Below are 23,545 nucleotides of genomic sequence, written 5' to 3'. Positions count from 1 at the left end.
CAGTTGGAGTATGTGGGTCGTGCTGATGAGCAGGTGAAGATCCGCGGGTATCGCATTGAGTTGGGGGAGATTGAGGCGGCGTTGGTTGGCCTGGAGGGGGTGGGTCAGGCCGCGGTGGTGGTGCGTGAGGATCAGCCCGGGGATAAGCGTCTGGTGGGGTATGTGACCGAGGACGGTTCGGTGGGGCTGGATCCGGTGGCGGTGCGTAGCGCGTTGGGGCAGCGGTTGCCGGGGTATATGGTGCCGGCCGCGGTGGTGGTGGTTGAGGCGTTGCCGTTGACGGTGAATGGGAAGTTGGATCGGCGGGCGTTGCCGGCGCCGGAGTATGGCGGGGTTGATGCTTATCGGGCTCCCTCGGATGTGACTGAGGAGGTTTTGGCGGGGATTTTTGCTTCGGTGTTGGGTGTGGAGCGGGTCGGGGTGGATGACTCGTTTTTCGACCTGGGTGGGGATTCCCTGAGCGCGATGCGGGTTGTTGCGTCGGTGAGTGCGGCTTTTGATACCCAGCTTGGGGTGCGGGTGCTGTTTGAGTCGCCGTCGGTGGCGTTGTTGGCGCCGCGGGTGGGTGTGGGTTCGGGTGGGCGGCCGGCGTTGGTGGCGGGGCCGCGTCCTGAGGTGGTGCCGTTGTCGTATGCCCAGCAGCGGTTGTGGTTTGTGGGGCAGTTGCAGGGGCCCTCAGCGGTGTACAACATGCCGGTGGTGTTGCGGCTTGGTGGTGGGTTGGATGTTGCGGCGTTGGGGCTGGCTTTAGGTGATGTGGTGGGCCGGCATGAGAGTTTGCGCACGGTGTTCCCGGCGGTGGATGGGGTGGCCCATCAGGTGGTGCTGCCCGCTGGTGAGGTGGATTTCGGGTGGCGGGTTGTTGATGCGGTCGGGTGGTCGCAGCAGCGTTTGGGTGAGGCGATCGCCGCGGTGGTGGGGTACCGGTTTGATGTGGCCGTTGAGGTTCCGTTGCGCGCGGAGTTGTTTCGGGTAGCTGAGGGTGAGTTTGTGTTGGCGGCGGTGGTGCATCACATCGCCGGTGATGGGTCCTCGATTGCGCCGTTGGTGCGGGATTTGGGGTTGGCGTATGCGGCTCGGTGTGCTGGTGAGGTGCCGGGGTGGGAGCCGTTGGGGGTGCAGTATGTCGATTACGCGTTGTGGCAGCGGCAATGGCTTGGTGAGGAGTCTGATCCGGGCAGTGTGATCGCTGCGCAGTTGGGGTATTGGCGCGAGGCGTTGGCCGGGTTGGCGGATCGGTTGGAGTTGCCGGTCGATCGGCCGTATCCGGCGGTGGCTGATTATCGCGGTGAGAGTGTGGCGGTGGCGTGGCCGGCGCAGTTGCAGCAGCGGATTGCGCAGGTGGCGCGTGCTCATGGTGCGACGAGTTTCATGGTGGTTCAGGCCGGGTTGGCGGTGTTGTTGGGCAAGTTGGCGGCGACCACCGATGTGGCGGTGGGGGTGGCCACGGCGGGGCGGTCGGATCCGGTGTTGGAGGATTTGATCGGGTTTTTTGTCAATACGTTGGTGTTGCGGGTGGATCTGTCGGGTGATCCTACGGTTGCTGAGGTGTTGGGTCGGGTTCGTGCGCGTAGTTTGGCGGCGTTGGAGAACCAGGATGTGCCGTTTGAGGCGGTGGTGGAGCACCTCAACCCGACTCGTAGCCTGACCCATCACCCGCTGGTCCAGGTGATGCTGGGCTGGGGGGATTTCGGGGCCAACTCGGCGACATCTGCTGTGTTCGGTGATGTGGAAGTTGCTCCCCTTGAAGCCGAGACGCATTCCGCGCGGGTGGATTTGACGTTCAACCTCGGTGAGCGTTGGGATGATTCGGGTGCGCCGGCCGGTATCGGTGGGATGGTGGAGTTTCGCACCGATGTGTTCGATCGGTCCAGTATTGAGACGTTGATCGCTCGGTTGCAGCGGGTGCTGGAAGACCTCACTGCTGATGCTGGTCAGCGACTGTCGGGCATCGATGTGCTCGACGAGGCTGAGCGTGCCCATCTTGATCGGGTCGGTAACCGTGCGGTGTTGAGCGACTCGGGCGTGGTGACCGGTGCTGATGCGTCGATTCCGGGGTTGTTTGCCGAGCAGGTGGTGGCGGGTCCGGATGTGGTGGCGTTGCGGTTTGAGGGTCGGTCGTGGACGTACCGGCAGGTGGATGAGGCGTCGAATCGGTTGGCGCATCTGCTAGTTGGTCGTGGTGTTCGCCCGGGTGGCCGGGTGGGGTTGGTGTTGCCGCGTTCGGCTGATGCGGTGATCGCGATCCTGGCGGTGCTCAAAACGGGGGCGGGGTATGTGCCGGTCGACCCGATGGTGCCCGATGAGCGAATCCAGTTTGTGTTCGATGACGCCGCCCCGACGGTGGTGCTCGCCGACGCCGAGCAGGCGCAGCGCCTCACCGGCATGGGGGTGAGTGCCGCAGTCATCGATGTTGAGGATCCGGTGATCGCTGATCAGCCCGCCACCGCGCTGTCATTCGGGCCGGCTGCTGACGACATCGCCTACATGATTTACACCTCCGGAACCACCGGCACTCCCAAGGGGGTGGCCACGACACATGGCAATGTCATCCGGTTGTTTGACGGGTTCGACGGGGAGGTTGAGCTGGGACCTGACCAGGTCTGGGCGGTATGTTCCTCGTTGACCTTCGATGTTTCGGTGTGGGATATCTGGGGAGCGTTGCTGCACGGGGGCCGGCTGGTGGTGGTTTCACAGCAGGTGCGGCATTCAGCGGACGATTTGCAAGAGTTGCTTGCGTCTGAACAGGTCACTGTGTTGAGCCAGACGCCGTCTGCGTTAGGTCTCTTGGCTCCGCAGAGCGTGAAGTCGATGACACTGATCGTTGCGGGCGAGGCATGTCCGGTTGAGGTGGTGGATCGGTGGGCGCCGGGGCGGGTGATGCTCAACGGCTATGGGCCCACGGAAACGACGGTCTTCGCCACGGTGAGTGCGCCGTTGTCGCCGGGTTCGTCGGTGGTGCCGATTGGGTCGCCGGTGCCGGGGGCGGCGTTGTTTGTGTTGGATTCGTGGTTGCGGCCGGTGCCTGCTGGTGTGGTTGGTGAGTTGTATGTGGCTGGTAGCGGTGTGGGTGTGGGGTATGTGGGTCGTTCGGGGTTGACCGCGTCGCGGTTTGTGGCGTGTCCGTTTGGTGGGGTGGGTGCCCGGATGTATCGGACGGGGGATTTGGTTCGGTGGGGTGTTGGGGGGCAGTTGGAGTATGTGGGTCGTGCTGATGAGCAGGTGAAGATCCGCGGGTATCGCATTGAGTTGGGGGAGATTGAGGCCACGCTCACCGCGCACCCTCGGGTGAGTCAGGCAGCGGTGGTCGCACACCCGGCGTCGACCGCCGGTGATGCCGGCGAGCAGCAGTTAGTGGGTTATGTCGTCCTCGACGAGGCGATGATGCTGCAACGCGAACTTCATCGGGAAACTGGGCTGGTTGATCAATGGCTGGACGTCTACGAGCGGCTGTACTCGGGGGAGTCATTCAGCACCGGTTCATCAAGAAACCTCGGAGAAGACTTCGAGGGCTGGAACAGCAGCTACACCGGTGAACCCATACCGCTGCAGCAGATGCAGGAGTGGCGCTCGGCCGCGGTGGAGCGAATCCGAGGCCTGAAACCCCGCCGCGTACTGGAGATCGGCGTGGGCTCCGGACTGTTGCTAGCAAAGTTGGCGCCAGACAGCGCGGAGTACTGGGCGACCGATTTCTCTCCGGCCACCATTCAGAAGCTCCGGACAGCGGTAGCCGGACAGTCCTGGGCTTCTCGGGTACGGCTGCTCGCACAGCCGGCTGATGTGACCGACGGTCTACCGGCCGGCCATTTCGACGTCGTGATTCTCAACTCGGTGATCCAGTACTTCCCCAGCGGTGGGTATCTGCTTGACGTGTTAGCCGCCGCGATGCGGTTGCTGGCACCGGGGGGTGCGGTGTTCCTGGGCGACGTGCGGAACCTGTCACTGTTGCAGGAGTTCACCACCAAGGTGGTGTGCTCCGAGCCCACCATCGCTGAGGAAAAGGCGACGGTAGTTCGCGAGCGGGTGCGTCGCGAGATGGCGGGGGAGCAGGAGCTGTTGCTGGCGCCCGAATTCTTCGTCGCCCTGCCACTGCAGATCCCTGAAATCGCGGCGGTAGACATCCAGCTCAAACGGATGGAGGCGATAAACGAACTCAGCAGCTACCGCTACGAAGTAGTGCTACGCAAGGCGTCCGCACCTGAGCTCGCACACTCATGCGCGGAACTTCCTGTCGAGGCTTGGCATCAGTTCGGCACGTTAACCCGGTTGAGTGAGTACCTAGAATCGCGCCAGCCTCCATCGCTGCGGGTCACCGGTGTGCCCCACGCCGGAATCTGGCCAGACACCGCACTGGCCGAGAAATTGGCCGATGCTGAGGAACGGGCGAGCATTGCTGATCTGCGATCCGGCATTTCCGCAATCGAGGCAGTCCTACCGCACCAGTGCCACCAGTTGGGTCAGCAACTCGGCTATACCACTGCGGTGACTTGGTCACCGGAACCCGGCCGGATCGATGTGGTATATCTCCGGCAAACTGAGCCGTCCGAGGCGAAGGCGTTGCCGACGCTGACAGATCTGTACCGACCGGCGAACGTGGTCGATTCACTGGCCGGCCACGTCAACGACCCGGCGGCCATTGAACGGGCGGGCGAACTTCGCCGGTTCGTTGGCGAGACGTTGCCTGAGTACATGGTGCCCTCCGCGATCGTGGTTCTCCCGGCCCTGCCATTGACTGTCAACGGAAAGCTAGACAAGAGAGCGCTGCCGACCGCGGAGTTCGCCAGCGAGAAGACCTACCGGGCACCGCGCGACGAACGAGAAGAAGCACTGGTAGCACTTTTTGGCGAAGTCCTCGGGGTCAGCCGAGTCGGGATCGACGACTCCTTCTTCGACCTTGGCGGCCATTCACTATCCGCGATGCGGTTGCTCGCACGACTGCGAATCGAGTTCGGCGTCGATGTAGCGATTCAAGTTTTCTTCGAAGTGCCCACGGTGGCGCAATTGGCCAAATGGCTCGACCAGAACGCCGGGGTGCAGACAGCGGTAGCGAAACCCGTTGAAACGCTCAAGAAGGGAACCGGAACGCCATTATTCTGCATTCACGATGGCTTCGGCCTCAGCTGGCCGTACAGAAGCATCGGAAATTATGTGGACGGACCGATCATTGGCGTTAACCAGATAGATCTAAAAGGAGAAGTCGAGCCAACGTCGGTTCGCAGCATGGCCGTGAACTACGCCAATAGGATCCAAACGCTCTACCCCGAAGGACCTTACCGATTACTCGGCTGGTCTTTCGGCGGCGTTGTGGCCCACGAAACTGCAGTCGAGTTGCAGCGACGCGGATACCAAGTCGAGCGCCTGGTTCTGCTCGACGCGGCACCCAATACCAGCCGAATGGATAAATTAGCCCGTAGAGCGCTCAAAGTCATCGTCCAGAACCGGACGCTCGCAAACCAGTTCGTGCTGAAAAACTTGCTACGTCGGAGTGGGATAGATGTTACGAAGTTTTCGCGGATAACCAATTACCGCCGTGCCGAGAAAATCCTGCGCGAGCGAGGCGGAACCTTGGAGCTGCTGACACCGGAGTTGGTCGAGTTGATGGTTCACAACGTCATCGCCGACCGATCTTTTCTTCTGGACCATGAGCCGGACGTGTTCCGTGGCAAGGCGACGTTGTTTATCGCGCTGCAGCGTACAGCCGACGACAACGTCCTCCCCGGAACCGGCTTGCGGTTGCGAAGCTCGCGGCAACGACGACGTGTGTCCGACCTGTCCAGTGTGCAGCGCTGGCGCCCATTTGTCGACGGGGAGATTGTGGTTCATGCGGTCGACTGCAACCACTTCGACATGCTCGCGGCTGGGCCGCTTGCCCAATATGGAAAGCAACTTAAAGAGGCGCTAGGAAATTAGTTGAATAACTTAACTGAATCGTGTCACGCCACGGATGAGGAGTCGGTCTGATTGAGTGCCGCAACCAAACACATCACTGCCCTTACCGGGATCTCGGAGACGGCGCTGCTTACTCTCAACGGTCGCGTTCGAGAAACGCGCCGCGAGAACACAGTTCTCGATGACCCAGTCGCGGTCCAAGTTGCCGATTCTCTCGACTTCCCTTTTCGACAGTTCGGTCGTCCCCGCCAAGGCGCCGCCTTGCGGGCGTTAGCCTTCGACAACCACACCGCCGCGTATCTCCAGCGGTGCCCCTCGGCGACGGTGGTAGCGCTGGGGGAGGGACTGCAGACCAGCTTCTGGCGCCTCGATGCCGACATCCCGGACGGCGCATTCCGCTGGGTCACCGTTGACCTCCCCCCGGTCATCGACCTGCGAGCCCGCCTGTTACCACAGTCGCCGCGCATTACGATGTGCGCGCAGTCTGCTCTCGATTACAGCTGGATGGACCAAGTAGACCCCGCGGGAGGGGTATTCATCACCGCGGAGGGCTTGTTCATGCATCTGCGGCGCGAACAAGTACTGGACCTGATCGCCGAATGCGCGCGCCGGTTCCCTGGCGCGTGCCTTCTGTTCGACCTAATACCGGCGTGGGCAGTTGCTGTGTCGCGGCGTCGTGGACTAAGAGTCGCGAGGCATTATCGAACGCCGCCTCTGAAGTTCGGTGCTTCCACTTCAGAGTTGCGGGCGCTACTGACGGCCCTGCCGGGCGTAAGAACGGTCCAGAACCCGCCGTATCCGCCGGGGCGAGGATGGCTACTTAACAGGGCGACCTCGTTGACTTACCGACTGCCAGGGGGAGACCGGTTACGCAATATCTTGACGCTGGTTGAGTTCGCTGAACCGTAGGCAGGTAACACAAGCGTCGCTCACACCGACACGACAATCGACACGACAGGAGCGGATCGTCCAATGAAAGGGAGCGAAGCATGATTAAGTCATCGTTGACAACATTGGGTCTTGCGACCTGCGCACTCGGTCTTCTGGCGAGTGCTGGCACCGGGGTCGCGGTCGCCGACCCGGACTTCGGGCCGCTGATCAACACGACATGCAGCTACGACCAAGCCATGGCCGCTCTGCATGCCCAGAACCCCGCGGCGGCGCAGTTCTTGGACGGCAGACCAGACCAGCAGGAGTGGTTCCGCATCTACTTCGGCGAGTCGCCTGACGGGCGCGCAAACATGATCGACCGAAACAAGCACGCGCCGGGAGCCACGCAGGTGCTCGCGGTCGCGCAACAGGTAGTCGCCACGTGCCATAACTACTAAGGCTCGGATCGTCGCGCCGCGTGAGTTGACCGCTGGCCCCACCGCCTGAGGCAACCTGAGGGCCGGCGAGTAATCTGGCGCAGTTGGCGGACTGGCAGTCGGCGTGATAGCCGCCATCGTATAGTTGCATGCTCAGGAAGTGCGGTGCCGTTGGGAGGCGGACCTGCACCACAGGACGGAGGGCACCTCATTTTCTCGGCCTTGAAGCGCGTGTGGATCCCGCTGGTGATCGCCGTCGTGGCGATAGCCGGCGGATTCACTGTGTCACGGCTACACGGCGTCTTCGGTTCCGAACAGCGCCCGGCCTACTCGGACACACCGCTCGCCGAGACCAAACCGTTCGACCCCAAGCAGCTGACCTATGAAGTCTTCGGTGCGCCCGGGACCGTGGCGATGATCAGCTTCTTCGACGCAGACGGCGAGCCGCAGACCATCCGTGACGTGAGCCTGCCCTGGTCACAAACCTTTGACATCACTCAGACCACGGCCGTGGGCAGCCTCATGGCCCAGGGCAACAGCGACAGCATCGGGTGTCGGATTACGGTCGACCATGAGGTCAAAGCTGAGAGGACTTCCCACAAGGTGAACGCCTTGACCTACTGTCTGCTGAAATCGGCATGAGCGAGCAGGACCCGGCTGGCGAAGACTACCCGCGGCCGTTCGTAGCGCGCTCGATCCAGCGGTTTTCGCTGCTGATTATCCTGGGCTGGCTCGCGGTCACCGTCGTGGTGACGGTCGGCGTGCCGCCGTTGGAGCAGGTCGAACGGGAACACTCGGTGTCGCTGAGCCCGGTGGAAGCGCCGTCGTTCAAGGCGATGACGCGGATGGGCGAGCTGTTCAACGAATCCAACTCCGAGAGCATCGCGGCCATCGTCATCGAGGGCCAAGAACCCTTAGGCGATGAAGCTCACAAGTTCTACGATTCGCTGGTTCGTCAACTTCGAGCCGACCCCGCGCATGTGCAGCATGTGCAGGATTTCTGGAGCGACCCGCTGACGGCAGGTGCCGCCCAGAGTGCCGACGGTCACGCCGCCTACGTCCAGGTCAACCTGGTCGGCAACCTCGGCGAGGCCACCGGCAACGAGTCGGTCCAGGCCATTCAGGACATCGTGGCCAACACCGAGGCGCCGGCCGGGGTCAGCGCCTACGTCACCGGCCCGGCGGCCATCGTGGCCGACATGGGCAAAAGCGGCAACCGCACCGTCCTGCTGATCACGGCGGTGACCTTCGCGGTCATCTTCGTGATGCTGCTGATCGTCCTCCGGTCGGTGACCAGCGTCATCGTGCTGTTGTTGATGGTGGTCGTGCAGCTGCAGGTCGCCCGCGGAATCGTCGCCTTCCTCGGGCTGCACGGCGTCGTCGGGCTCACCACCTACGTGGTGAACTTGCTGGTTTCGGTCGGTATCGCGGCCAGCACCGACTACGGGATTTTCTTCGTCGGGCGATATCAGGAGGCGCGGCAGGCCGGCGAGAGCCGCGAACGCGCCTATTTCACCGCCTATCGCAGCGTGGCGAAGGTCGTCCTCGCCTCCGGGCTAACCATCGCCGGCGCGATCTTCTGTCTACACTTCACCCGGCTGCCCTATTTCAAGCCATTGGGGATTCCCGGGGCCATCGGCATTCTGGTGGCCGTCGCCGTCGCGTTGACCCTGATCCCAGCGGTGATGGCTGTCGGCGGTCGCTTCGGGCTGTTCGAGCCGAAGAGTTTGATCCGGACACGCCGGTGGCGCCGGATCGGCACGGCGATCGTGCGCTGGCCCGGCCCGGTCTTCGTGGCGGCCTCGTCACTGGCCTTGGTCGGTCTGGTGACCCTGGTCGGCTTCGATCCCAGCTACAGCGACAAAGAGTTCATCCCCAAGGACATCCCGGCAAGCCAGGGGTTGGAGGCCGCAGCCCGGCACTTCCCCGAGTCGCGGATGGCGGTTCCCGACATTCTGCTGATCGAATCCGATCATGACATGCGCAATCCGGCCGATCTGCTGGTGTTGAACAAGGTCGCGAAGAACGTCTTCGGCGTCCCAGGCATCGCCAATGTCCAATCGGTCACGCGTCCCGAGGGCAAACCGATCGAACATACGTCGATCCCGTTCATGCTCAGTATGTCCAGCGCCAGTCAGCGTCTGGTCCTGCCGTTTCAAGAGGCCCGCATGGACGACATGCTGCAACAAGCCGATGACATCTCCGCAACCATCGACACCATGCAGCGCATGTACGACCTCATGAAACAGATGTCGGATGTCACCCACCGCATGGTCGGGACGACAAAAGAACTGAAAGCGACCACCGACGAGCTACGGGATCACCTCGCGGACTTCGACGACTTCTGGCGGCCTCTGCGCAACTACCTGTATTGGGAGCCGCACTGCTTCGACATCCCGATTTGCTGGTCGCTCCGGTCGATCTTCGACGCCCTCGACGGGGTTGACCAACTCAGCGAAACCATGCAATACGTCGTGGACGACCTGGAACAACTGGACCTGCTCATGCCGCAGATGCTGGCCCAGTTCCCGCCGATGATCGCGACGATGCGCAACTCGCGCAGCATGATCTTGGCCATGCACGGCACGATGTCGGGCATTTTCGGCCAGATGAAAGAATCCACCGAGAACGCAACCGCCATGGGCAAAGCGTTCGATGCGGCCAACAACGACGATTCGTTCTACCTGCCGGCCGAGGTGCTGGAGAACAAAGACTTCCAGCGGGTCATGGATATCTTCTTCTCGCCCGACGGCAAGGCGACCCGCATGCTCATCTCCCAACGGGCGGACCCGGTCACCACCGAAGGCATGGCGCATGTCGAACCGATCCTCGTCGCCGCGGAGGAAGCCCTCAAGGGCACACCGCTGGAGAGCTCGGAGACCTACCTGGCAGGCACCGCCGCGTCGGTCAAGGATCTCGTGGTGGGTTCGCGCTATGACCTGATGATCGCCGCGGTGGCCGCGTTCTGCCTGATCTTCACCATCATGTTGCTTGTCACGCGCAGCCTGATCGCCGCGCTGGTGATCGTGTCGACGGTCGCGGTCTCCCTCGGCGCGTCGTTCGGCCTTTCGGTCCTGGTCTGGCAACACATCCTGGGCATCCAAATTCACTGGGTGGTCCTCGCGATGTCGGTGATCGTGCTGTTGGCGGTCGGATCGGACTACAACCTGATGCTGGTCTCCCGGATGAAAGAAGAGATCGGCGCCGGCATCAACACCGGGACCGTCCGGGCGATGGCCGGGACTGGCAAGGTGGTCACTGCCGCCGGGCTGGTCTTCGCCTTCACCATGATGTCGATGGTGGTCAGCGATCTGCTCAGCGTCAGCCAGATCGGCACCACCATCGGGCTCGGTCTGCTCTTCGACACGATGATCGTGCGGGCCTTCATCACCCCATCGGTCGCGACCCTGCTGGGCCGATGGTTCTGGTGGCCGCAACGCGTGCGGCCCCGTCCCGCCAGCTCGCTGCTCCAGCCGATCGGGCCGCGCCCGTTGGTTCGTGCCCTGCTGCTGAGGGATTAGCGAAGGCCCATGAGTATGGAGAGTCCTTCGCCGCCCCGCATTGCCCGAACGATCCGCCGACTCGCCCCGTTGATCGTTCTCGGCTGGGTGGCGCTGACCCTGGTCGTCACCTTCGCGGTGCCCTCGCTCGAGCAGGTCGGGCGCGAGCAGGCGATATCGATCATGCCGGCGGACGCCCCGTCGGTGCAGGCGATGGCGCGCATCGGCAAAGACTTCGAAGAATCTGACTCCGACAGTTTCGCGATGATCGTCCTCGAGGGACAGGAACCGCTGGACGCTGCGGCTCACGATTACTACGCCGGCCTGGTCCGTGACCTGAGAAACGATCCGGTCCACGTCCAGCACGTCCAGGATCTGTGGGGCGATCCGCTGACGGCCGCCAGCATGCAAAGCCCCGACGGCAAAGCCGCCTATGTCCAACTGAACCTCGCGGGCAACCAGGGCACCACCCTGGGCGAGGAATCGGTCGCGGCGGTGCGCGCCATCGTCGATCGGACGACGCCGCCGGCGGGCGTCGACGTCTATGTCACCGGACCGGCACCGCTCATGTCGGACATGCAGCACAGCGGCAACGAATCCATCGTGAAGATCACGATCGTCACCGTCGCGATCATCTTCACGATGCTGCTGCTGATCTACCGGTCGATCATCACGGTCATTCTTCTCCTGACGATGGTCGGAATCGAGCTGGGAGCCGCACGCGGGATCGTCGCGTTCCTCGGGCATAACGAGGTGTTCCTGCTGTCGACGTTCGCCATCAACTTGCTGGTGTCACTCGGCATCGCGGCCGGGACGGACTACGGCATCTTCTTCTTCGGCCGATATCAAGAGGCGCGCCGCGCCGGGGAGGACGCCGAGACCGCCTACTACACCACCTATCGCAGCGTGGCCCCGGTGGTGCTGGCCTCGGGGATGACGATCGCCGGGGCGTTGCTCTGCCTGCACCTGGCGCGGTTGCCTTATTTCGTCAGTCTGGCGATTCCCTGCGCCATCGCCATGGCGGTGGCGGTGCTGGTGGCGGTCACCTTGGTGCCCGCGGGTATTGCCGTCGCCAGTCGGTTCGGCCTGTTGGAGCCCAAGGGCAGGATGTCGGCCCATCGGTGGCGCGGCATCGGTACGGCGATCGTGCGTTGGCCCGCACCGATCTTGGCCGCGTCCTGCGTCCTGGTCCTGGTGGGGTTGCTGGCGCTGCCGGGCTATAAAACGAGCTATGACGACCGGCAGTACATCCCGGCCGACATTCCGGCCAACCAGGGCTTTGCTGCCGCGGAGCGTCACTTTTCGCAATCGCGCATGATGCCGGACATGTTGTTGATCGAAGCCGATCACGACATGCGAAATCCGGCCGACTTCCTTGTGCTGAACAAGATCGCGAAATCGGTGTTCAAAGTGCGGGGAATCTCCCTGGTGCAGGGCATCACCCGCCCCGAAGGCACACCGATCGAGAAAACCTCCATCCCCTTTCTGCTGAGCCTGCAGACCGCGGGGCAGGTCCAAGTCTTGCAATTTCAAAAAGAGCGCGTCGACGACATGCTCCGTCAGGCCGACGATATGGCCGAGATGCTCGCCACGATGGAACGCCAGTACGAGATCACCAAAGAGTTGGCCGATACGAGTCAGCGGATTTACGAAAACATGCAGGAAGTCTTCTCGACCCTGTCGACGATGGTCAGCAACCTCGCGGAGTTCGATGACTTCTTCCGCCCGATGCGTAACTATTTCTACTGGGAACCGCACTGTTATGACATCCCGATCTGTTGGTCGATCCGAGTGCTCTTCGACTCCATCGACCTCAGTGTGCAGACCAGCGACAAACTCCAGCGAATGGTCGACGATTACGGCGAGTTGAACCGCCTGCTTCCGCAGGTCGTCGCGCAATACCCGAAGATGATCGCTCTCATGAAAACCATGCGGGCGATGATGCTGACCATGCACACTACGATGTCGGAATCGTTAGATCAGGTCGATGAGACGACTGAGGACGTGATGGCGATGGGCCGTGCGTTCGATGCCGCCAAAAGCGACGAATCCTTCTACCTGCCGCCCGAGGTCTTCGACAACGCCGATTTCCAGCGTGCGATGAAGCTGTTCTTGTCGCCGGATGGAAAGGCCACCCGGTTCATCATCTCCCACCAGGGGGACCCGGCGACCCCGGAAGGTATCGCCCGGGTCGATGCGATCAAGACGGCGGCCGAGGAAGCGCTGAAGGGCACCCCGTTGGCCAGTTCCAAGGTCTTTCTGGCGGGCGCCTCGGCGACCGCCAAGGACTGGGACGACGGATCGACCTACGACCTGTTGATCGCCGGCATCGCCGCTCTGTGCCTGATTTTCATCATCATGCTGATCATCACGCGTTCCGTCGTAGCGGCGTTGGTCATCGTCGGCACGGTGGCGTTGTCGCTTGGCGCTTCCTTCGGGCTATCGGTGTTGGTCTGGCAGTACATCCTGGGCATCAACCTGCATTGGATGGTGCTGGCCATGTCGGTCATCATCCTTCTGGCCGTCGGCTCGGACTACAACCTGCTGCTGGTCTCCCGCATGAAAGAAGAGGTCGGGGCGGGCATCAAAACCGGAATCATCCGCGCCATGGGCGGCTCCGGCAAGGTGGTCACCTCAGCCGGCCTGGTCTTCGCCTTCACGATGATGTCGATGGTGGTCAGCGATCTGCGCATCATCGGCCAGATCGGTACCACGATCGGCATCGGTCTGCTTTTCGACACCTTCATCGTTCGATCGTTCATCACTCCGTCGATTGCAGCCCTGCTGGGTCGGTGGTTCTGGTGGCCACAGCGGGTGCGGCCAAGGCCTGCGAGTTTCTTGCTGCGATCGGTGGGGCCGCGGTATTTGGTGCGGGCCTTGTTGCTCGGTGAAAGGGAGTCGTGAAGTTACGTCGTCAGCAAGATCGTTTATACCTCCATCGAAGCAAGCTGTCGTCCGAAGGTGTTGCATTTCATTGACCGAGTGGAATGTTGTGACTTTATTGGCCGGTAGTTCGTTCTTGTTACTGCAATTCCGCAAGGGGTTTGAAACAAGTCGAGTCCATAATAGGCGTTCGCAATGTGGGCGGTAGTTTTAGGAGTGGCCGCAGCCGGTGCGCTGAACCCGGTCGCTCTGGGGCTGGTACTGCTCCTGTTGTCCCGATCGCGCCCGGTGTATAGCCTGCTGGCGTACTGGGCCGGAGCGATGACGACCAATCTGCCTGTGATGGTGGTGCCACTCCTGCTGCTCGATTGGTGGCCGGCGTTCAGTGATTTGGTCGATAAGTTGAGTTCGGCCACTGGCTCGATTGGGCGCTATATCCAGATTTCGCTGGGCGTTATAGCGTTAGCGATCGCTGCGCTGATCATGCTGCGGGCGTTGCGTCAGCCCGCAGCCGTCGGGGAAGCGCCCACCGGGGCAGCGGTGTCTGGAGGCGGAGAGGGGGACGAACCGAACGGTCTCTCGCAACATATTCCATTGATCGCAACGTTGGCGAGGAAAGAAAACTCGAAAGTTCAACGAATAGTTCACCGAATCTATAAAGTTTGGGAAAGCGATGCATTATGGATCGCTTTTGTGCTGGGAATGATCACTCTCATTGGTCCAGAGGTTGTACTTTTTGTTGATACGGCCATCGTTGTATCTGGCGAGCCTATCGGTGTACAGGTGACCGGTGCCATCGTATTCGTGTTAGTGGCCTTCTCTCTTTTTGAAGTTGCGCTCGTAGCGTATTTGGTGGCGCCGAACAAATCTCGCGCTGTAGTGCGTCCGATACACGATTGGACGCGACGCTACCGCCGCCGGATTTTCGTGCTGATCCTCCTAATCGCCGGCGTATGGCAACTCGCAATGGGGACCGGCGTCATCTGACCCACAACAAGAACACGTTCGCATCCGGCTGTTAACCTGAGGCGGTAACGCCGAAGGGAGCCACAGTGGTCGACGGTTCATTGCAGGGACGGGTGGCGTTCGTTACCGGCGCCGCCCGCGGGCAGGGCCGCGCCCACGCCGTGCGGTTGGCCCGGGAGGGCGCCGACATCGTGCTCTCCGACATCTGCGGCCCGGCCTCCGAATGCATCACCTACCCGGCGGCCACCCCCGAAGAACTCACCGAAACGGCCCGGCTGGTGGAGGCCGAGGGCCGCAAAGCGCTGGCGCGTCAGGTCGACGTCCGCGACGACGCGGCGCTGCAGACGCTGGTGGCCGACACCGTCGAGCAATTCGGCCGCCTCGACATCGTGATCGCCAACGCCGGCGTCCTCACCTGGGGCCGGCTGTGGGAACTCAGCGACGAGCAGTGGAACACCATCATCGACGTCAACCTGACCGGCACCTGGCGCACGTTACGCGCGACGGTCCCGGCGATGATCGAGGCCGGCAACGGCGGCTCGATCGTGGTGGTCAGCTCCTCGGCCGGACTGAAAGCCACCCCGGCCAACGGGCACTACTCCGCGTCCAAGCACGGCCTGGTCGCGCTGACCAACACGCTGGCGGTGGAAGTCGGCGAATACGGCATCCGGGTCAACTCGATCCACCCCTACTCGGTCGACACCCCGATGATCGAACCCGAGGCGATGGCGAAGATATTCGGCGACCACCCGGCGTTCCTGCATAGCTTCCCGCCGATGCCGGTGCGCAACAACGGGTTCATGTCGCCCGACGACATCGCCGACGTGGTGGTGTGGCTCGCCGGGGACCGTTCGGGCACGCTGTCGGGCGCGCAGATCCCCATCGACAAGGGGTCGCTCAAGTACTGAGTCGCCACAAATCATGTGCGGCAATGGTGCCGGCGTCCCTGCAACGGACGAAGCGAAAGGAGCAGGGCGATGGCGAAGTTTGCCGTGATCGGAGCATTAATCGGCGGTGCGGCAGCGGCGGCGATGTCGCTGGCAGTGCCCGCATCGGCTGACCCGCCCGACCCGCACCTGCCCGACATCACCAAGAACTATTGCCCCGGCGGGCAATTCGGCGCCGGTGGCGCCGGGCTCGGCGGCGCGATGGGCGTCTGCGACGGCGCGAAATACCCCGACGGCTCGTACTGGCACCAGTGGGTCGACAGCGGCTTCATCGGAATCGGGGTGACCTACCACTACGACTGCGTGGGCGACAGCGGCAACAACCTGTTCCCGGCGCCGCCCCCGCCCGGCGGCTGCGACGGGGCGATTCCCGGCGAACCGGCACCGGCCGCGGAACCGCCCCCGCCCCCTGCCTAGCCCTTATCGGGCCCGTACTGGCGCAGGTAGTGCTCGGCGAGCTGGGGCGGCACCAGCTCGCGCGGGACGACGAACACGGTCGGCTTCTTCTCCGTGCCGGCCACGACCACCATCACCCCGTCGCGCATCGCGATCCGCGATTTGGGCCCCAACTCGGCCTGATGGCGGTAATCGCCGATCTGCACACCGATGCTCTCCGACCCAAGCCGCGCCGTCATCGCGGAGCCGACCGGCATCTTCCTCGCGAAACTCGCCGGGGTGGCGACCCATTTGATCGCGGCGACCAGCGCCAACACCACCGTGCCCAGCACCAGCCAGGCCACGAAGAACCGGCCCCCGGCGGCCAGTGCGGCGCCGCCCGAGTCGCCCCCGACCAGCCAGCGCGCCACCGCCAGCCCGGCACCGAGCCCGAAGACGGAGATGGCGTGTTGGGCCAGGGTCGCGCCAGTGGGGCGGGCCAGTGCGCGACCCCAAGCCTGCGGCTGACCCGCCGCGACCACGCCGGTGGTCGTCGTATCGTCCGCCCGCGGCGGTGGAACCTGGTTCATGGGCGGCCTTTCGGGCGGGTTTGCGGTAGACACGATTAATTTATATGCCCGTCCCGGGGAGGCCGACGACACTTTTTTCCGGCGTTCCCGCCGGCGGCTGCGCGATCGGTGTGCCGATCGGGTATGAACGTCTGATGAGCACTAACACCGGAAGCGCCGGGATCGTGATCGTGGGTGGCGGATTGGCCGCCGCGCGCACCGCCGAACAACTGCGCCGCGCCGAGTACCCCGGCCCGATCACCATCGTCAGCGAAGAAGACCACCTACCCTATGACCGCCCACCGCTGTCCAAGGACCTGCTGCGCGGCGAGGTCGACGACGTCACCCTCAAACCGCAGGAGTTCTACGACGAACGCCAGATCACGGTGCGGCTGGGCTCGCGGGCGACCGGGGTGGACACCGCCGCGCACACCGTCACCCTGGCCGACGGCACCGTGCTGGACTACGAGCAGTTGATCATCGCCACCGGGCTGGTGCCGCGGCGCATCCCGGACATGCCCGACCTGGACGGCATCCGGGTGCTGCGCTCGTTCGAGGAGAGTCTGGCGCTGCGGCAGGCGGCCGCCGCCGCCCGTCACGCGGTGGTCATCGGGGCCGGCTTCATCGGCTGCGAGGTCGCCGCCAGCCTGCGCGGCCTGAACGTCGAGGTCGTGCTGGTCGAACCGCAGCCCGCGCCGCTGGCCTCGGTGCTCGGCCCCCAGATCGGCGAACTGGTCGCGCGCCTGCACCGCGCCGAGGGTGTCGACGTGCGCACCGGGGTCGGGGTGGCGCGGCTGCGCGGCCACGGCCACGTCGAGTCGGTGGTGCTCAGCGACGGCACCGAGATCGCCACCGACCTGGTGGTGGTCGGCATCGGCTCGAAACCGGCCACCGAGTGGCTGGCCGACAGCGGCATCGAGATCGACAACGGGGTGCTCTGCGACGAGGTGGGCCGCACCAGCGCCCCGGACGTGTGGGCGCTCGGCGATGTGGCGTCCTGGCGCGACAAGTCCGGACACCAAGTGCGCGTGGAGCACTGGAGCAACGTCGCCGATCAAGCGCGGGTGGTGGTGCCGGCGCTGCTCGGGGAGGACAAGCCGGCGACCGTGGTGGTGCCCTACTTCTGGAGCGACCAGTACGACGTCAAGTTCCAATGCCTGGGGGAGCCGGCCGCCGACGACACCGTGCACCTGGTTGAGGACGACGGCCGCAAGTTCCTGGCCTACTACGAGCGCGACGGCGCGGTCGCCGGCGTGGTCGGCGCGGGGATGCCCGGGCCGGTGATGAAAACCCGGGCCAAGATCGCGGCCGGCGCCCCGATCGGCGAGGTGCTCGGCACCGACGGCTAGCCGGCGGCCGGGTTTTCCAGGTCGTCGAACCCGCGGCACAGGACGTCGAAGGCCTCGCCGAGGGCCTGTGGCAGCGCCAACGCCTCGTCGGCCAGCCAGCGCTCATAGGCGCTGAGCGCCACCCCCAGCATCGTCCACGCCACCGTCTGCGGGCGCAGGTCGGTGACCGGCAGCCCACAGCGGCGCGCCACGAAGCCGGCGATGACCTCACGCCAGCCGGCGTACATCGTCATCGAATAGGCCTGCAGTTCGGCGGTCTGCAGGATGACCCGCATGCGCCGGCGGTGGCGCAGTGCCTCGGGCTCGTCAAAGGTGTTGAACGTCAACAGGGCATCGCGCAGCGCGTCGCGCAGCGGCACCGCGGGGTCGACCGCGTCGAGCAGCTCCCGCAACTGCTGCAGGTGCGCGTCGAACTCGCCCCACGGGATCGCGTTCTTCGACACGTAGTAGCGGAACAGGGTGCGGCGGGCGATACCGGCGGCCTGCGCGACGTCCTCCACGCTGACCTCGTCGAAGCCGTGCTCGGTGAACAGGTCGATGGCCACGTCGCTGATCTGGTGCGGGGTGGTGGAGCGGCGTCGGCCCACCCGTGGTCGCGCCGCGCCCTGCCGCACCCCGATCACCCGCCTTCACTTGTGGCACTCGATGCCATATTATGGCCGATTGTGACCGATTCGACAGCACTGTCGAGTCCCCGGCGACGAAAGGCCAGCGTGATGGACCAGGACCAGCAGACCGACAACACCGAGCTCGTCACCGAGAGCCTGGTCGAAGAGGTCTCCATCGACGGGATGTGCGGGGTCTACTGAGCGTGGTGGCAACCGCCGAGCCGGCCTTCGACCCCGACGTCCGCTGGCGGTTGCACCCCCAGGTCGCCGTCCGCCCCGAGCCGTTCGGCGCGCTGCTCTACCACTTCGGCACCCGCAAGCTGTCGTTTCTGAAGAACCGCACCATCGTCGAGATCGTCAAATCGCTTGACGAGCACCCCGACCCGCGGGCGGCGATCCGCGCGGCCGGCATCGGCGACGACGAGTGCGGGCCCTACCTGCACGCCCTGGGCGTGCTGGCCCGATCCAACATGCTCATCGCAGGGGAGGACTCATGACCTCGGTAGCACCGGTACCCCGGCTGATCGATCAGTTCGAAAGCGGCCTGGACGCGCCGATCTGCCTGACCTGGGAACTGACCTACGCATGCAACCTGTCCTGCGTGCACTGCCTGTCCTCGTCGGGCCGGCGCGACCCGCGGGAATTGTCCACGCGCCAATGCAAGGACATCATCGACGAGCTGCAACGCATGCAGGTGTTCTACGTCAACATCGGCGGCGGTGAACCGACTGTGCGCCCGGACTTCTGGGAACTGGTCGACTACGCCACCGAGCACCACGTCGGGGTGAAGTTCTCCACCAACGGGCTGCGCATCACCCCGGAGGTGGCCGATCGACTGGCGGCCAGCGACTACGTCGACGTGCAGATCTCGCTCGACGGCGCCACCGCCGAGGTCAACGACGCCATCCGCGGCGAGGGCTCCTACGCAATGGCCATCCGGGCGTTGGAAAACCTTGCCGCGGCGGGGTTCCGGGACGCCAAGATCTCGGTCGTGGCCACCCGCCACAACATCGACCAACTCGACGATTTCGCCGCGCTGGCCGACCGCTACGGCGCCACGCTGCGGATCACCCGGCTGCGCCCGTCCGGGCGCGCGGTGGACGTCTGGGACGAGCTGCACCCGACCGCTGAGCAACAGAAGCAGCTCTACGACTGGCTGGTCGCCAAGGGCGAGCGGGTGCTCACCGGCGACTCGTTCTTCCACCTGTCCGGACTGGGTCAGCCCGGCGCGCTGGCCGGGCTCAACCTGTGCGGCGCCGGCCGGGTGGTCTGCCTGATCGACCCCATCGGCGACGTCTACGCCTGCCCGTTCGCCATCCACGACCGCTTCCTGGCCGGAAACGTGCTCTCCGACGGCGGTTTCGACAACGTCTGGAAGAACGCACCGCTCTTCCGCGAACTGCGCGAGCCGCAGTCCGCGGGGGCCTGCGCGAGCTGTGAGTTCTTCGACAGCTGCCGGGGCGGTTGCATGGCGGCGAAGTTCTTCACCGGTCTGCCGCTGGACGGACCCGACCCCGAATGCGTGCAGGGCTACGGAGCCACCGCGCTGGAAAACGCCGGGGAGAAGCCACGACCCAGCGTCGACCAATCCCACCGGACCCGCAAGAGCGGCCCGGTGCTCCTGACCCTGTCAGCGCCGCCGAAGCGGCTCTGCGACGAAAGCCCGGTTTGATTGTGGCCCGTGACCTGTGGTTCGAAACCGTTGCCATCGCCCAACAGCGGGCCAAGAAGCGGTTACCGAAATCGGTGTACTCCTCGCTGATCTCCGCCAGCGAGAAGGGCGTGACCGTCTCCGACAACGTGGCGGCGTTCAGCGAACTCGGGTTCGCGCCGCACGTCATCGGCGCGCCCGCCAAACGTGACCTGGCGACAAGCGCTATGGGCCAAGACATCTCGATGCCCGTCGTCATCTCACCCACCGGGGTGCAGGCGGTGGTTCCCGAAGGGGAGGTCGCCGTCGCCCGGGCTGCCGCAGCGCGGGGCACCGCGATGGGTTTGTCCTCGTTCGCGAGCAAACCCGTCGAAGAGGTCGTCGCGGCCAACCCGCAACTGTTCTTCCAGATCTACTGGCTCGGCGACCGGGACGCCATCGCCGAACGGGTGGAGCGGGCGCGCGCCGCGGGCGCCGTCGGGCTGATCGTCACCACCGACTGGTCGTTCTCGCACGGCCGGGACTGGGGCAGCCCGAAGATCCCGGAGAAGATGGACCTGCGCACGATGCTGCGGATGATGCCCGAAGGGCTCAGCCGGCCACGCTGGTTCCTGCAGTTCGCCAAGACGCTGCAGCCGCCGAACCTGCGGGTGCCCAACCAGGGCCGGCGCGGCGAGCCGGGGCCGCCGTTCTTCCAGGCCTACGGCGAGTGGATGGGCACCCCGCCGCCGACCTGGGAGGACATCGCCTGGTTGCGGCAACTGTGGGGCGGGCCGTTCATGCTCAAGGGTGTGATGCGGGTCGACGATGCGAAAAGAGCTGTGGACGCGGGGGTTTCAGCGATCTCGGTGTCCAACCACGGCGGTAACAACCTGGACGGGACACCGGCGTCGATCAGGGCGCTGCCGGCCGTCGCCGACGCCGTCGGCGACGAGGTCGAGGTGCTGCTCGACGGCGGCATCCGACGCGGCAGCGACGTGGTCAAGGCGCTGGCGCTCGGCGCGCGGGCGGTCATGATCGGACGCGCCTACCTGTGGGGGCTGGCCGCGGCCGGTCAGCCCGGCGTGGAGAACGTGCTGGATCTGCTGCGCGCCGGCATCGACTCCGCGCTGATGGGGTTGGGCTGCGCCTCGGTGCACGACCTGACCCCCGAGCACGTGCTGATCCCGGACGGGTTCGGTCGCGCGCTCGGCGTCCCGCCGACGCCTTAGCCGCCGGCCCCCTAGCCGCCCCCGACGCGTGGCCGCGCTGATACGGGCGAGACACGCGGGACGGGCGTGACAGGCCGGTCGAACGCACTGCCGCAATCCGGCCGGAAACCACGATCAGTCGGCAGAAAGTTGCGCGGCACAGGTCATTTCGGCCTACCATCGGCGGGTGGCTCTCCCCGTCGAACTCGCTGGATCGACGTCCGGGCAGCTAGCCGACGCCAGCGCGTCGGTGCTGGTCCCGGTCGGCTCCACCGAACAACACGGGCCACACCTGCCACTGGACACCGACACCCGCATCGCCACCGAGGTCGCCCGGGCGGCGGCGGCCGCCCTCGCCGGCCGAGCGGCGTCGCCCTGGCTGGTGGCCCCGCCCATCGCCTACGGCGCCAGCGGCGAACACCAGAGCTTCCCCGGCACGGTGTCCATCGGCACCGAGGCGCTGGTGAACGTGCTGGTCGAATACGGTCGCTCGGCGCTGACCTGGGCGGACCGGCTGGTCTTCGTCAACGGCCACGGCGGCAACGTCGAGGCGCTGCGGGCGGCGGTGAGCCGGTTGCGATTCGAAAGCCGCGACGCGGGGTGGTCACCCTGCACTACCGTGGGTGGCGACGCACATGCCGGACACACCGAGACGTCGCTGATGCTGTACCTGGCGCCGGCCGCGGTGGCCACCGACCGGTGGCGACCGGGCAACAGCGCCCCGCTGGGTGAGCTCATCGGGGCGATGCGGCGCGGTGGGGTCGCGGCGGTGAGCGAGGTGGGCGTGCTCGGCGATCCGACGACGGCCACCGCGCGCGACGGGGAGGAGATCTTTACCGCGATGGTCGATGACTGCGTCCACCGCATCCGTGCCTGGGCGCCGGGTGGCGACGGGTTGCTGGCATGAGCCAGGAGCGGCTGCCGGACGGATTCGCCGTCCAGGTCGACCGGCGGGTCCGGGTCCTGGGCCGCGGCTCGGCACTGCTCGGCGGGTCACCGACGCGGCTGCTGCGGCTGGCCCCGGCCGCGCAGGTGCTGCTCGCCGACGGCCGGCTGCGGGTCAACGACCCGGTCAGCGCGGAGCTGGCCCGCACCCTGCTCGACGCCACGGTCGCCCACCCGCGTCCGGCGGGCGGCCCCTCCCACCACGAGGTCACCGTCGTGATCCCGGTGCGCGACAACCTCTGTGGCGTCCAGCGTCTGGTCTCCGCGCTGCGCGGACTGCGGGTCATCGTCGTCGACGACGGCTCCGCCCGGCCGATCGAGGCCGACGATTTCAACGGCGCCGCCTGCACCGTGGAGGTGCTGCGCCATCGGCAAAGCCGCGGCCCGGCCGCGGCGCGCAACACCGGCCTGCGCGCCGCCACGAGCGACTACGTCGCGTTCCTGGACTCCGACGTGGTGCCGCGGCGCGGCTGGCTGGAGGCGCTGCTCGGGCACTTCTGCGATCCGGCCGTCGCGCTGGTGGCCCCGCGCATCGTCAGCCTGACCTCCGACGACCGGCTGATCGCCCGCTACGAGGCGGTGCGCTCCTCACTGGACCTCGGCTGCTGGGAGGCGCCGGTGGTGCCCTACGGGACCGTCTCCTATGTGCCCAGCGCCGCGATCATCTGCCGGCGCGCCGCGCTGGCGGAGATCGGCGGGTTCGACGAGGAGCTGCACTCCGGGGAGGACGTGGACCTGTGCTGGCGGCTCATCGAGGCCGGCAGCCGGCTGCGCTACGAGCCGGTGGCCTTCGTCGCCCACGACCACCGCGCCGACCTGGCTCAATGGCTGGCCCGCAAGGCCTTCTACGGGTCCTCGGCCGCCCCGCTGACCCGTCGGCACCCGGACAAGACCGCGCCGCTGATGGTCTCCGGCTGGACGATGGTGCTGTGGCTGGCGTTCGCGTTGGGGACCCGCCTGGGCTATCTGGCCGCGCTGCTGGGGGCCCTGTTCACCGGCGGCCGGGTGACCCGGGCGATGCGCGGCGCCGAACCGCGCGAGGTGATCCGGGTCGTCGTCCGCGGGCTGGCCGCAGCGACCCTGCAACTCATGGCGGTGCTCTGCCGCGAATACTGGCCGCTGGCCCTGCTGGCGGCGATGCTGTCCCGGCGCTGTCGGCAGGCCGTGCTGATCGCCGCGGTGCTCGACGGCGTGTGCGACTGGCTGCGCCGCGGCCGGGACATCGACGGCAACGCCCAGCCGATCGGCCTGCTGGGCTATCTGGTGCTCAAACGCCTCGACGACCTGGCCTACGGCGCCGGCGTGTGGCGCGGGATGGCCGAGGAGCAGACGCTGCGCCCGCTGGCCCCCCAGCTGCGGATTTAGC

The 23,545-nt window shown here is 65.3% G+C and carries 18 protein-coding genes; 16 read left to right on the top strand and 2 right to left on the bottom strand.

Features of this window, described 5'->3' with window-relative positions; translation table 11 throughout:
• The 9 genes from A5643_RS11760 to A5643_RS11730 all read left to right on the top strand — a co-directional run.
• Nucleotides 1-5,910 (top strand): non-ribosomal peptide synthetase (locus tag A5643_RS11760; protein ID WP_156628770.1); only part of this gene is annotated, 5,910 nt, incomplete at its 5' end.
• Nucleotides 5,911-5,961: 51 nt separating this feature from the next.
• Nucleotides 5,962-6,798 carry a class I SAM-dependent methyltransferase gene (locus A5643_RS17825; RefSeq protein WP_082948912.1) on the top strand — a complete coding sequence of 279 codons (837 nt, stop codon included), beginning with the start codon at nucleotides 5,962-5,964 and terminating at the stop codon, nucleotides 6,796-6,798.
• An 80-nt stretch (nucleotides 6,799-6,878) separates the two neighbouring features.
• Nucleotides 6,879-7,217: a hemophore-related protein gene (locus A5643_RS11755; RefSeq protein ID WP_066855361.1), complete on the top strand. Its 339-nt coding sequence runs from the start codon at nucleotides 6,879-6,881 to the stop codon at nucleotides 7,215-7,217.
• 201 nt (nucleotides 7,218-7,418) lie between these two features.
• Nucleotides 7,419-7,838, top strand: coding sequence for an MmpS family transport accessory protein (locus A5643_RS11750; RefSeq protein WP_066855356.1), 420 nt, complete (start codon nucleotides 7,419-7,421; stop codon nucleotides 7,836-7,838).
• A complete protein-coding gene (locus A5643_RS11745) occupies nucleotides 7,835-10,717 on the top strand; it encodes an MMPL/RND family transporter (RefSeq protein ID WP_066855353.1) in 2,883 nt (960 codons plus the stop codon). The genes A5643_RS11750 and A5643_RS11745 overlap by 4 nt, the downstream gene beginning before the upstream one ends.
• Before the next feature lie 9 nt (nucleotides 10,718-10,726).
• A complete protein-coding gene (locus A5643_RS11740) occupies nucleotides 10,727-13,600 on the top strand; it encodes an MMPL/RND family transporter (protein WP_066855350.1) in 2,874 nt (957 codons plus the stop codon).
• Nucleotides 13,601-13,774: 174 nt separating this feature from the next.
• Complete coding sequence (locus A5643_RS17820) at nucleotides 13,775-14,566, top strand: GAP family protein (RefSeq protein WP_082948911.1); 792 nt, start codon at nucleotides 13,775-13,777, stop codon at nucleotides 14,564-14,566.
• A gap of 65 nt (nucleotides 14,567-14,631) precedes the next feature.
• Nucleotides 14,632-15,453 carry a mycofactocin-coupled SDR family oxidoreductase gene (locus tag A5643_RS11735; protein ID WP_082948910.1) on the top strand — a complete coding sequence of 274 codons (822 nt, stop codon included), beginning with the start codon at nucleotides 14,632-14,634 and terminating at the stop codon, nucleotides 15,451-15,453.
• 69 nt (nucleotides 15,454-15,522) lie between these two features.
• On the top strand, nucleotides 15,523-15,909 hold the full coding sequence (locus A5643_RS11730) for a hypothetical protein (protein ID WP_066855345.1): 387 nt from the start codon (nucleotides 15,523-15,525) through the stop codon (nucleotides 15,907-15,909).
• Here the strand turns inward: A5643_RS11730 and A5643_RS11725 are convergent.
• Complete coding sequence (locus A5643_RS11725; RefSeq protein WP_066855342.1) at nucleotides 15,906-16,457, bottom strand: hypothetical protein; 552 nt, start codon at nucleotides 16,455-16,457, stop codon at nucleotides 15,906-15,908. The two genes, A5643_RS11730 and A5643_RS11725, sit on opposite strands and share 4 nt — an antisense overlap.
• A gap of 134 nt (nucleotides 16,458-16,591) precedes the next feature.
• On the opposite strand from A5643_RS11725, the gene A5643_RS11720 reads away from it, so the two are divergent.
• Nucleotides 16,592-17,785, top strand: a complete 1,194-nt coding sequence (locus A5643_RS11720; RefSeq protein ID WP_066855339.1) for an NAD(P)/FAD-dependent oxidoreductase — start codon at nucleotides 16,592-16,594, stop codon at nucleotides 17,783-17,785.
• On the opposite strand, the gene mftR is transcribed toward A5643_RS11720, so the two are convergent.
• A complete protein-coding gene (gene mftR / locus A5643_RS11715; RefSeq protein WP_197497714.1) occupies nucleotides 17,782-18,399 on the bottom strand; it encodes a mycofactocin system transcriptional regulator MftR in 618 nt (205 codons plus the stop codon). The genes A5643_RS11720 and mftR overlap by 4 nt on opposite strands.
• A gap of 102 nt (nucleotides 18,400-18,501) precedes the next feature.
• Between mftR and mftA the strand changes: the two genes are divergently transcribed.
• The 6 genes from mftA to mftF all read left to right on the top strand — a co-directional run bounded on the left by mftA (nucleotide 18,502) and on the right by mftF (nucleotide 23,544).
• Complete coding sequence (mftA, locus tag A5643_RS18245) at nucleotides 18,502-18,594, top strand: mycofactocin precursor MftA (protein ID WP_066855371.1); 93 nt, start codon at nucleotides 18,502-18,504, stop codon at nucleotides 18,592-18,594.
• Nucleotides 18,579-18,890, top strand: coding sequence for a mycofactocin biosynthesis chaperone MftB (mftB, locus tag A5643_RS18240; protein ID WP_197497711.1), 312 nt, complete (start codon nucleotides 18,579-18,581; stop codon nucleotides 18,888-18,890). Before mftA ends, mftB begins: the two co-directional genes overlap by 16 nt.
• Nucleotides 18,887-20,065 (top strand): mycofactocin radical SAM maturase, encoded by a 1,179-nt coding sequence (gene mftC / locus A5643_RS11700; RefSeq protein WP_066855333.1) that lies wholly within the window; start codon nucleotides 18,887-18,889, stop codon nucleotides 20,063-20,065. Before mftB ends, mftC begins: the two co-directional genes overlap by 4 nt.
• Before the next feature lie 2 nt (nucleotides 20,066-20,067).
• Nucleotides 20,068-21,255 carry a pre-mycofactocin synthase MftD gene (gene mftD, locus A5643_RS11695; protein WP_066855330.1) on the top strand — a complete coding sequence of 396 codons (1,188 nt, stop codon included), beginning with the start codon at nucleotides 20,068-20,070 and terminating at the stop codon, nucleotides 21,253-21,255.
• Between the two features lie 145 nt (nucleotides 21,256-21,400).
• Nucleotides 21,401-22,141 (top strand): mycofactocin biosynthesis peptidyl-dipeptidase MftE, encoded by a 741-nt coding sequence (gene mftE, locus A5643_RS11690; protein WP_066855327.1) that lies wholly within the window; start codon nucleotides 21,401-21,403, stop codon nucleotides 22,139-22,141.
• A complete protein-coding gene (mftF, locus tag A5643_RS11685) occupies nucleotides 22,138-23,544 on the top strand; it encodes a mycofactocin biosynthesis glycosyltransferase MftF (RefSeq protein WP_066855324.1) in 1,407 nt (468 codons plus the stop codon). Before mftE ends, mftF begins: the two co-directional genes overlap by 4 nt.
• Nucleotide 23,545: the final 1 nt, after the last annotated feature.

This window comes from Mycobacterium sp. 1274756.6, from assembly GCF_001668625.1.
GTDB lineage: Bacteria > Actinomycetota > Actinomycetes > Mycobacteriales > Mycobacteriaceae > Mycobacterium.
The sequence above is the reverse complement of the archived record's forward strand: the minus strand, read 5'-3'. Positions and strand labels throughout refer to the sequence as shown.

Excerpts from the sequence above, each read along its gene's own strand:
- mftC (WP_066855333.1), top strand. The coding sequence starts at position 18,887 with ATGACCTCGGTAGCACCGGTACCCCGGCTGATCGATCAGTTCGAAAGC.
- A5643_RS17820 (WP_082948911.1), top strand. The coding sequence starts at position 13,775 with ATGTGGGCGGTAGTTTTAGGAGTGGCCGCAGCCGGTGCGCTGAACCCG.
- A5643_RS11720 (WP_066855339.1), top strand. The coding sequence starts at position 16,592 with ATGAGCACTAACACCGGAAGCGCCGGGATCGTGATCGTGGGTGGCGGA.
- mftF (WP_066855324.1), top strand. The coding sequence starts at position 22,138 with ATGAGCCAGGAGCGGCTGCCGGACGGATTCGCCGTCCAGGTCGACCGG.
- mftA (WP_066855371.1), top strand. The coding sequence starts at position 18,502 with ATGGACCAGGACCAGCAGACCGACAACACCGAGCTCGTCACCGAGAGC.
- A5643_RS11755 (WP_066855361.1), top strand. The coding sequence starts at position 6,879 with ATGATTAAGTCATCGTTGACAACATTGGGTCTTGCGACCTGCGCACTC.
- A5643_RS11730 (WP_066855345.1), top strand. The coding sequence starts at position 15,523 with ATGGCGAAGTTTGCCGTGATCGGAGCATTAATCGGCGGTGCGGCAGCG.
- A5643_RS11725 (WP_066855342.1), bottom strand. The coding sequence starts at position 16,457 with ATGAACCAGGTTCCACCGCCGCGGGCGGACGATACGACGACCACCGGC.
- A5643_RS11745 (WP_066855353.1), top strand. The coding sequence starts at position 7,835 with ATGAGCGAGCAGGACCCGGCTGGCGAAGACTACCCGCGGCCGTTCGTA.
- A5643_RS11740 (WP_066855350.1), top strand. The coding sequence starts at position 10,727 with ATGAGTATGGAGAGTCCTTCGCCGCCCCGCATTGCCCGAACGATCCGC.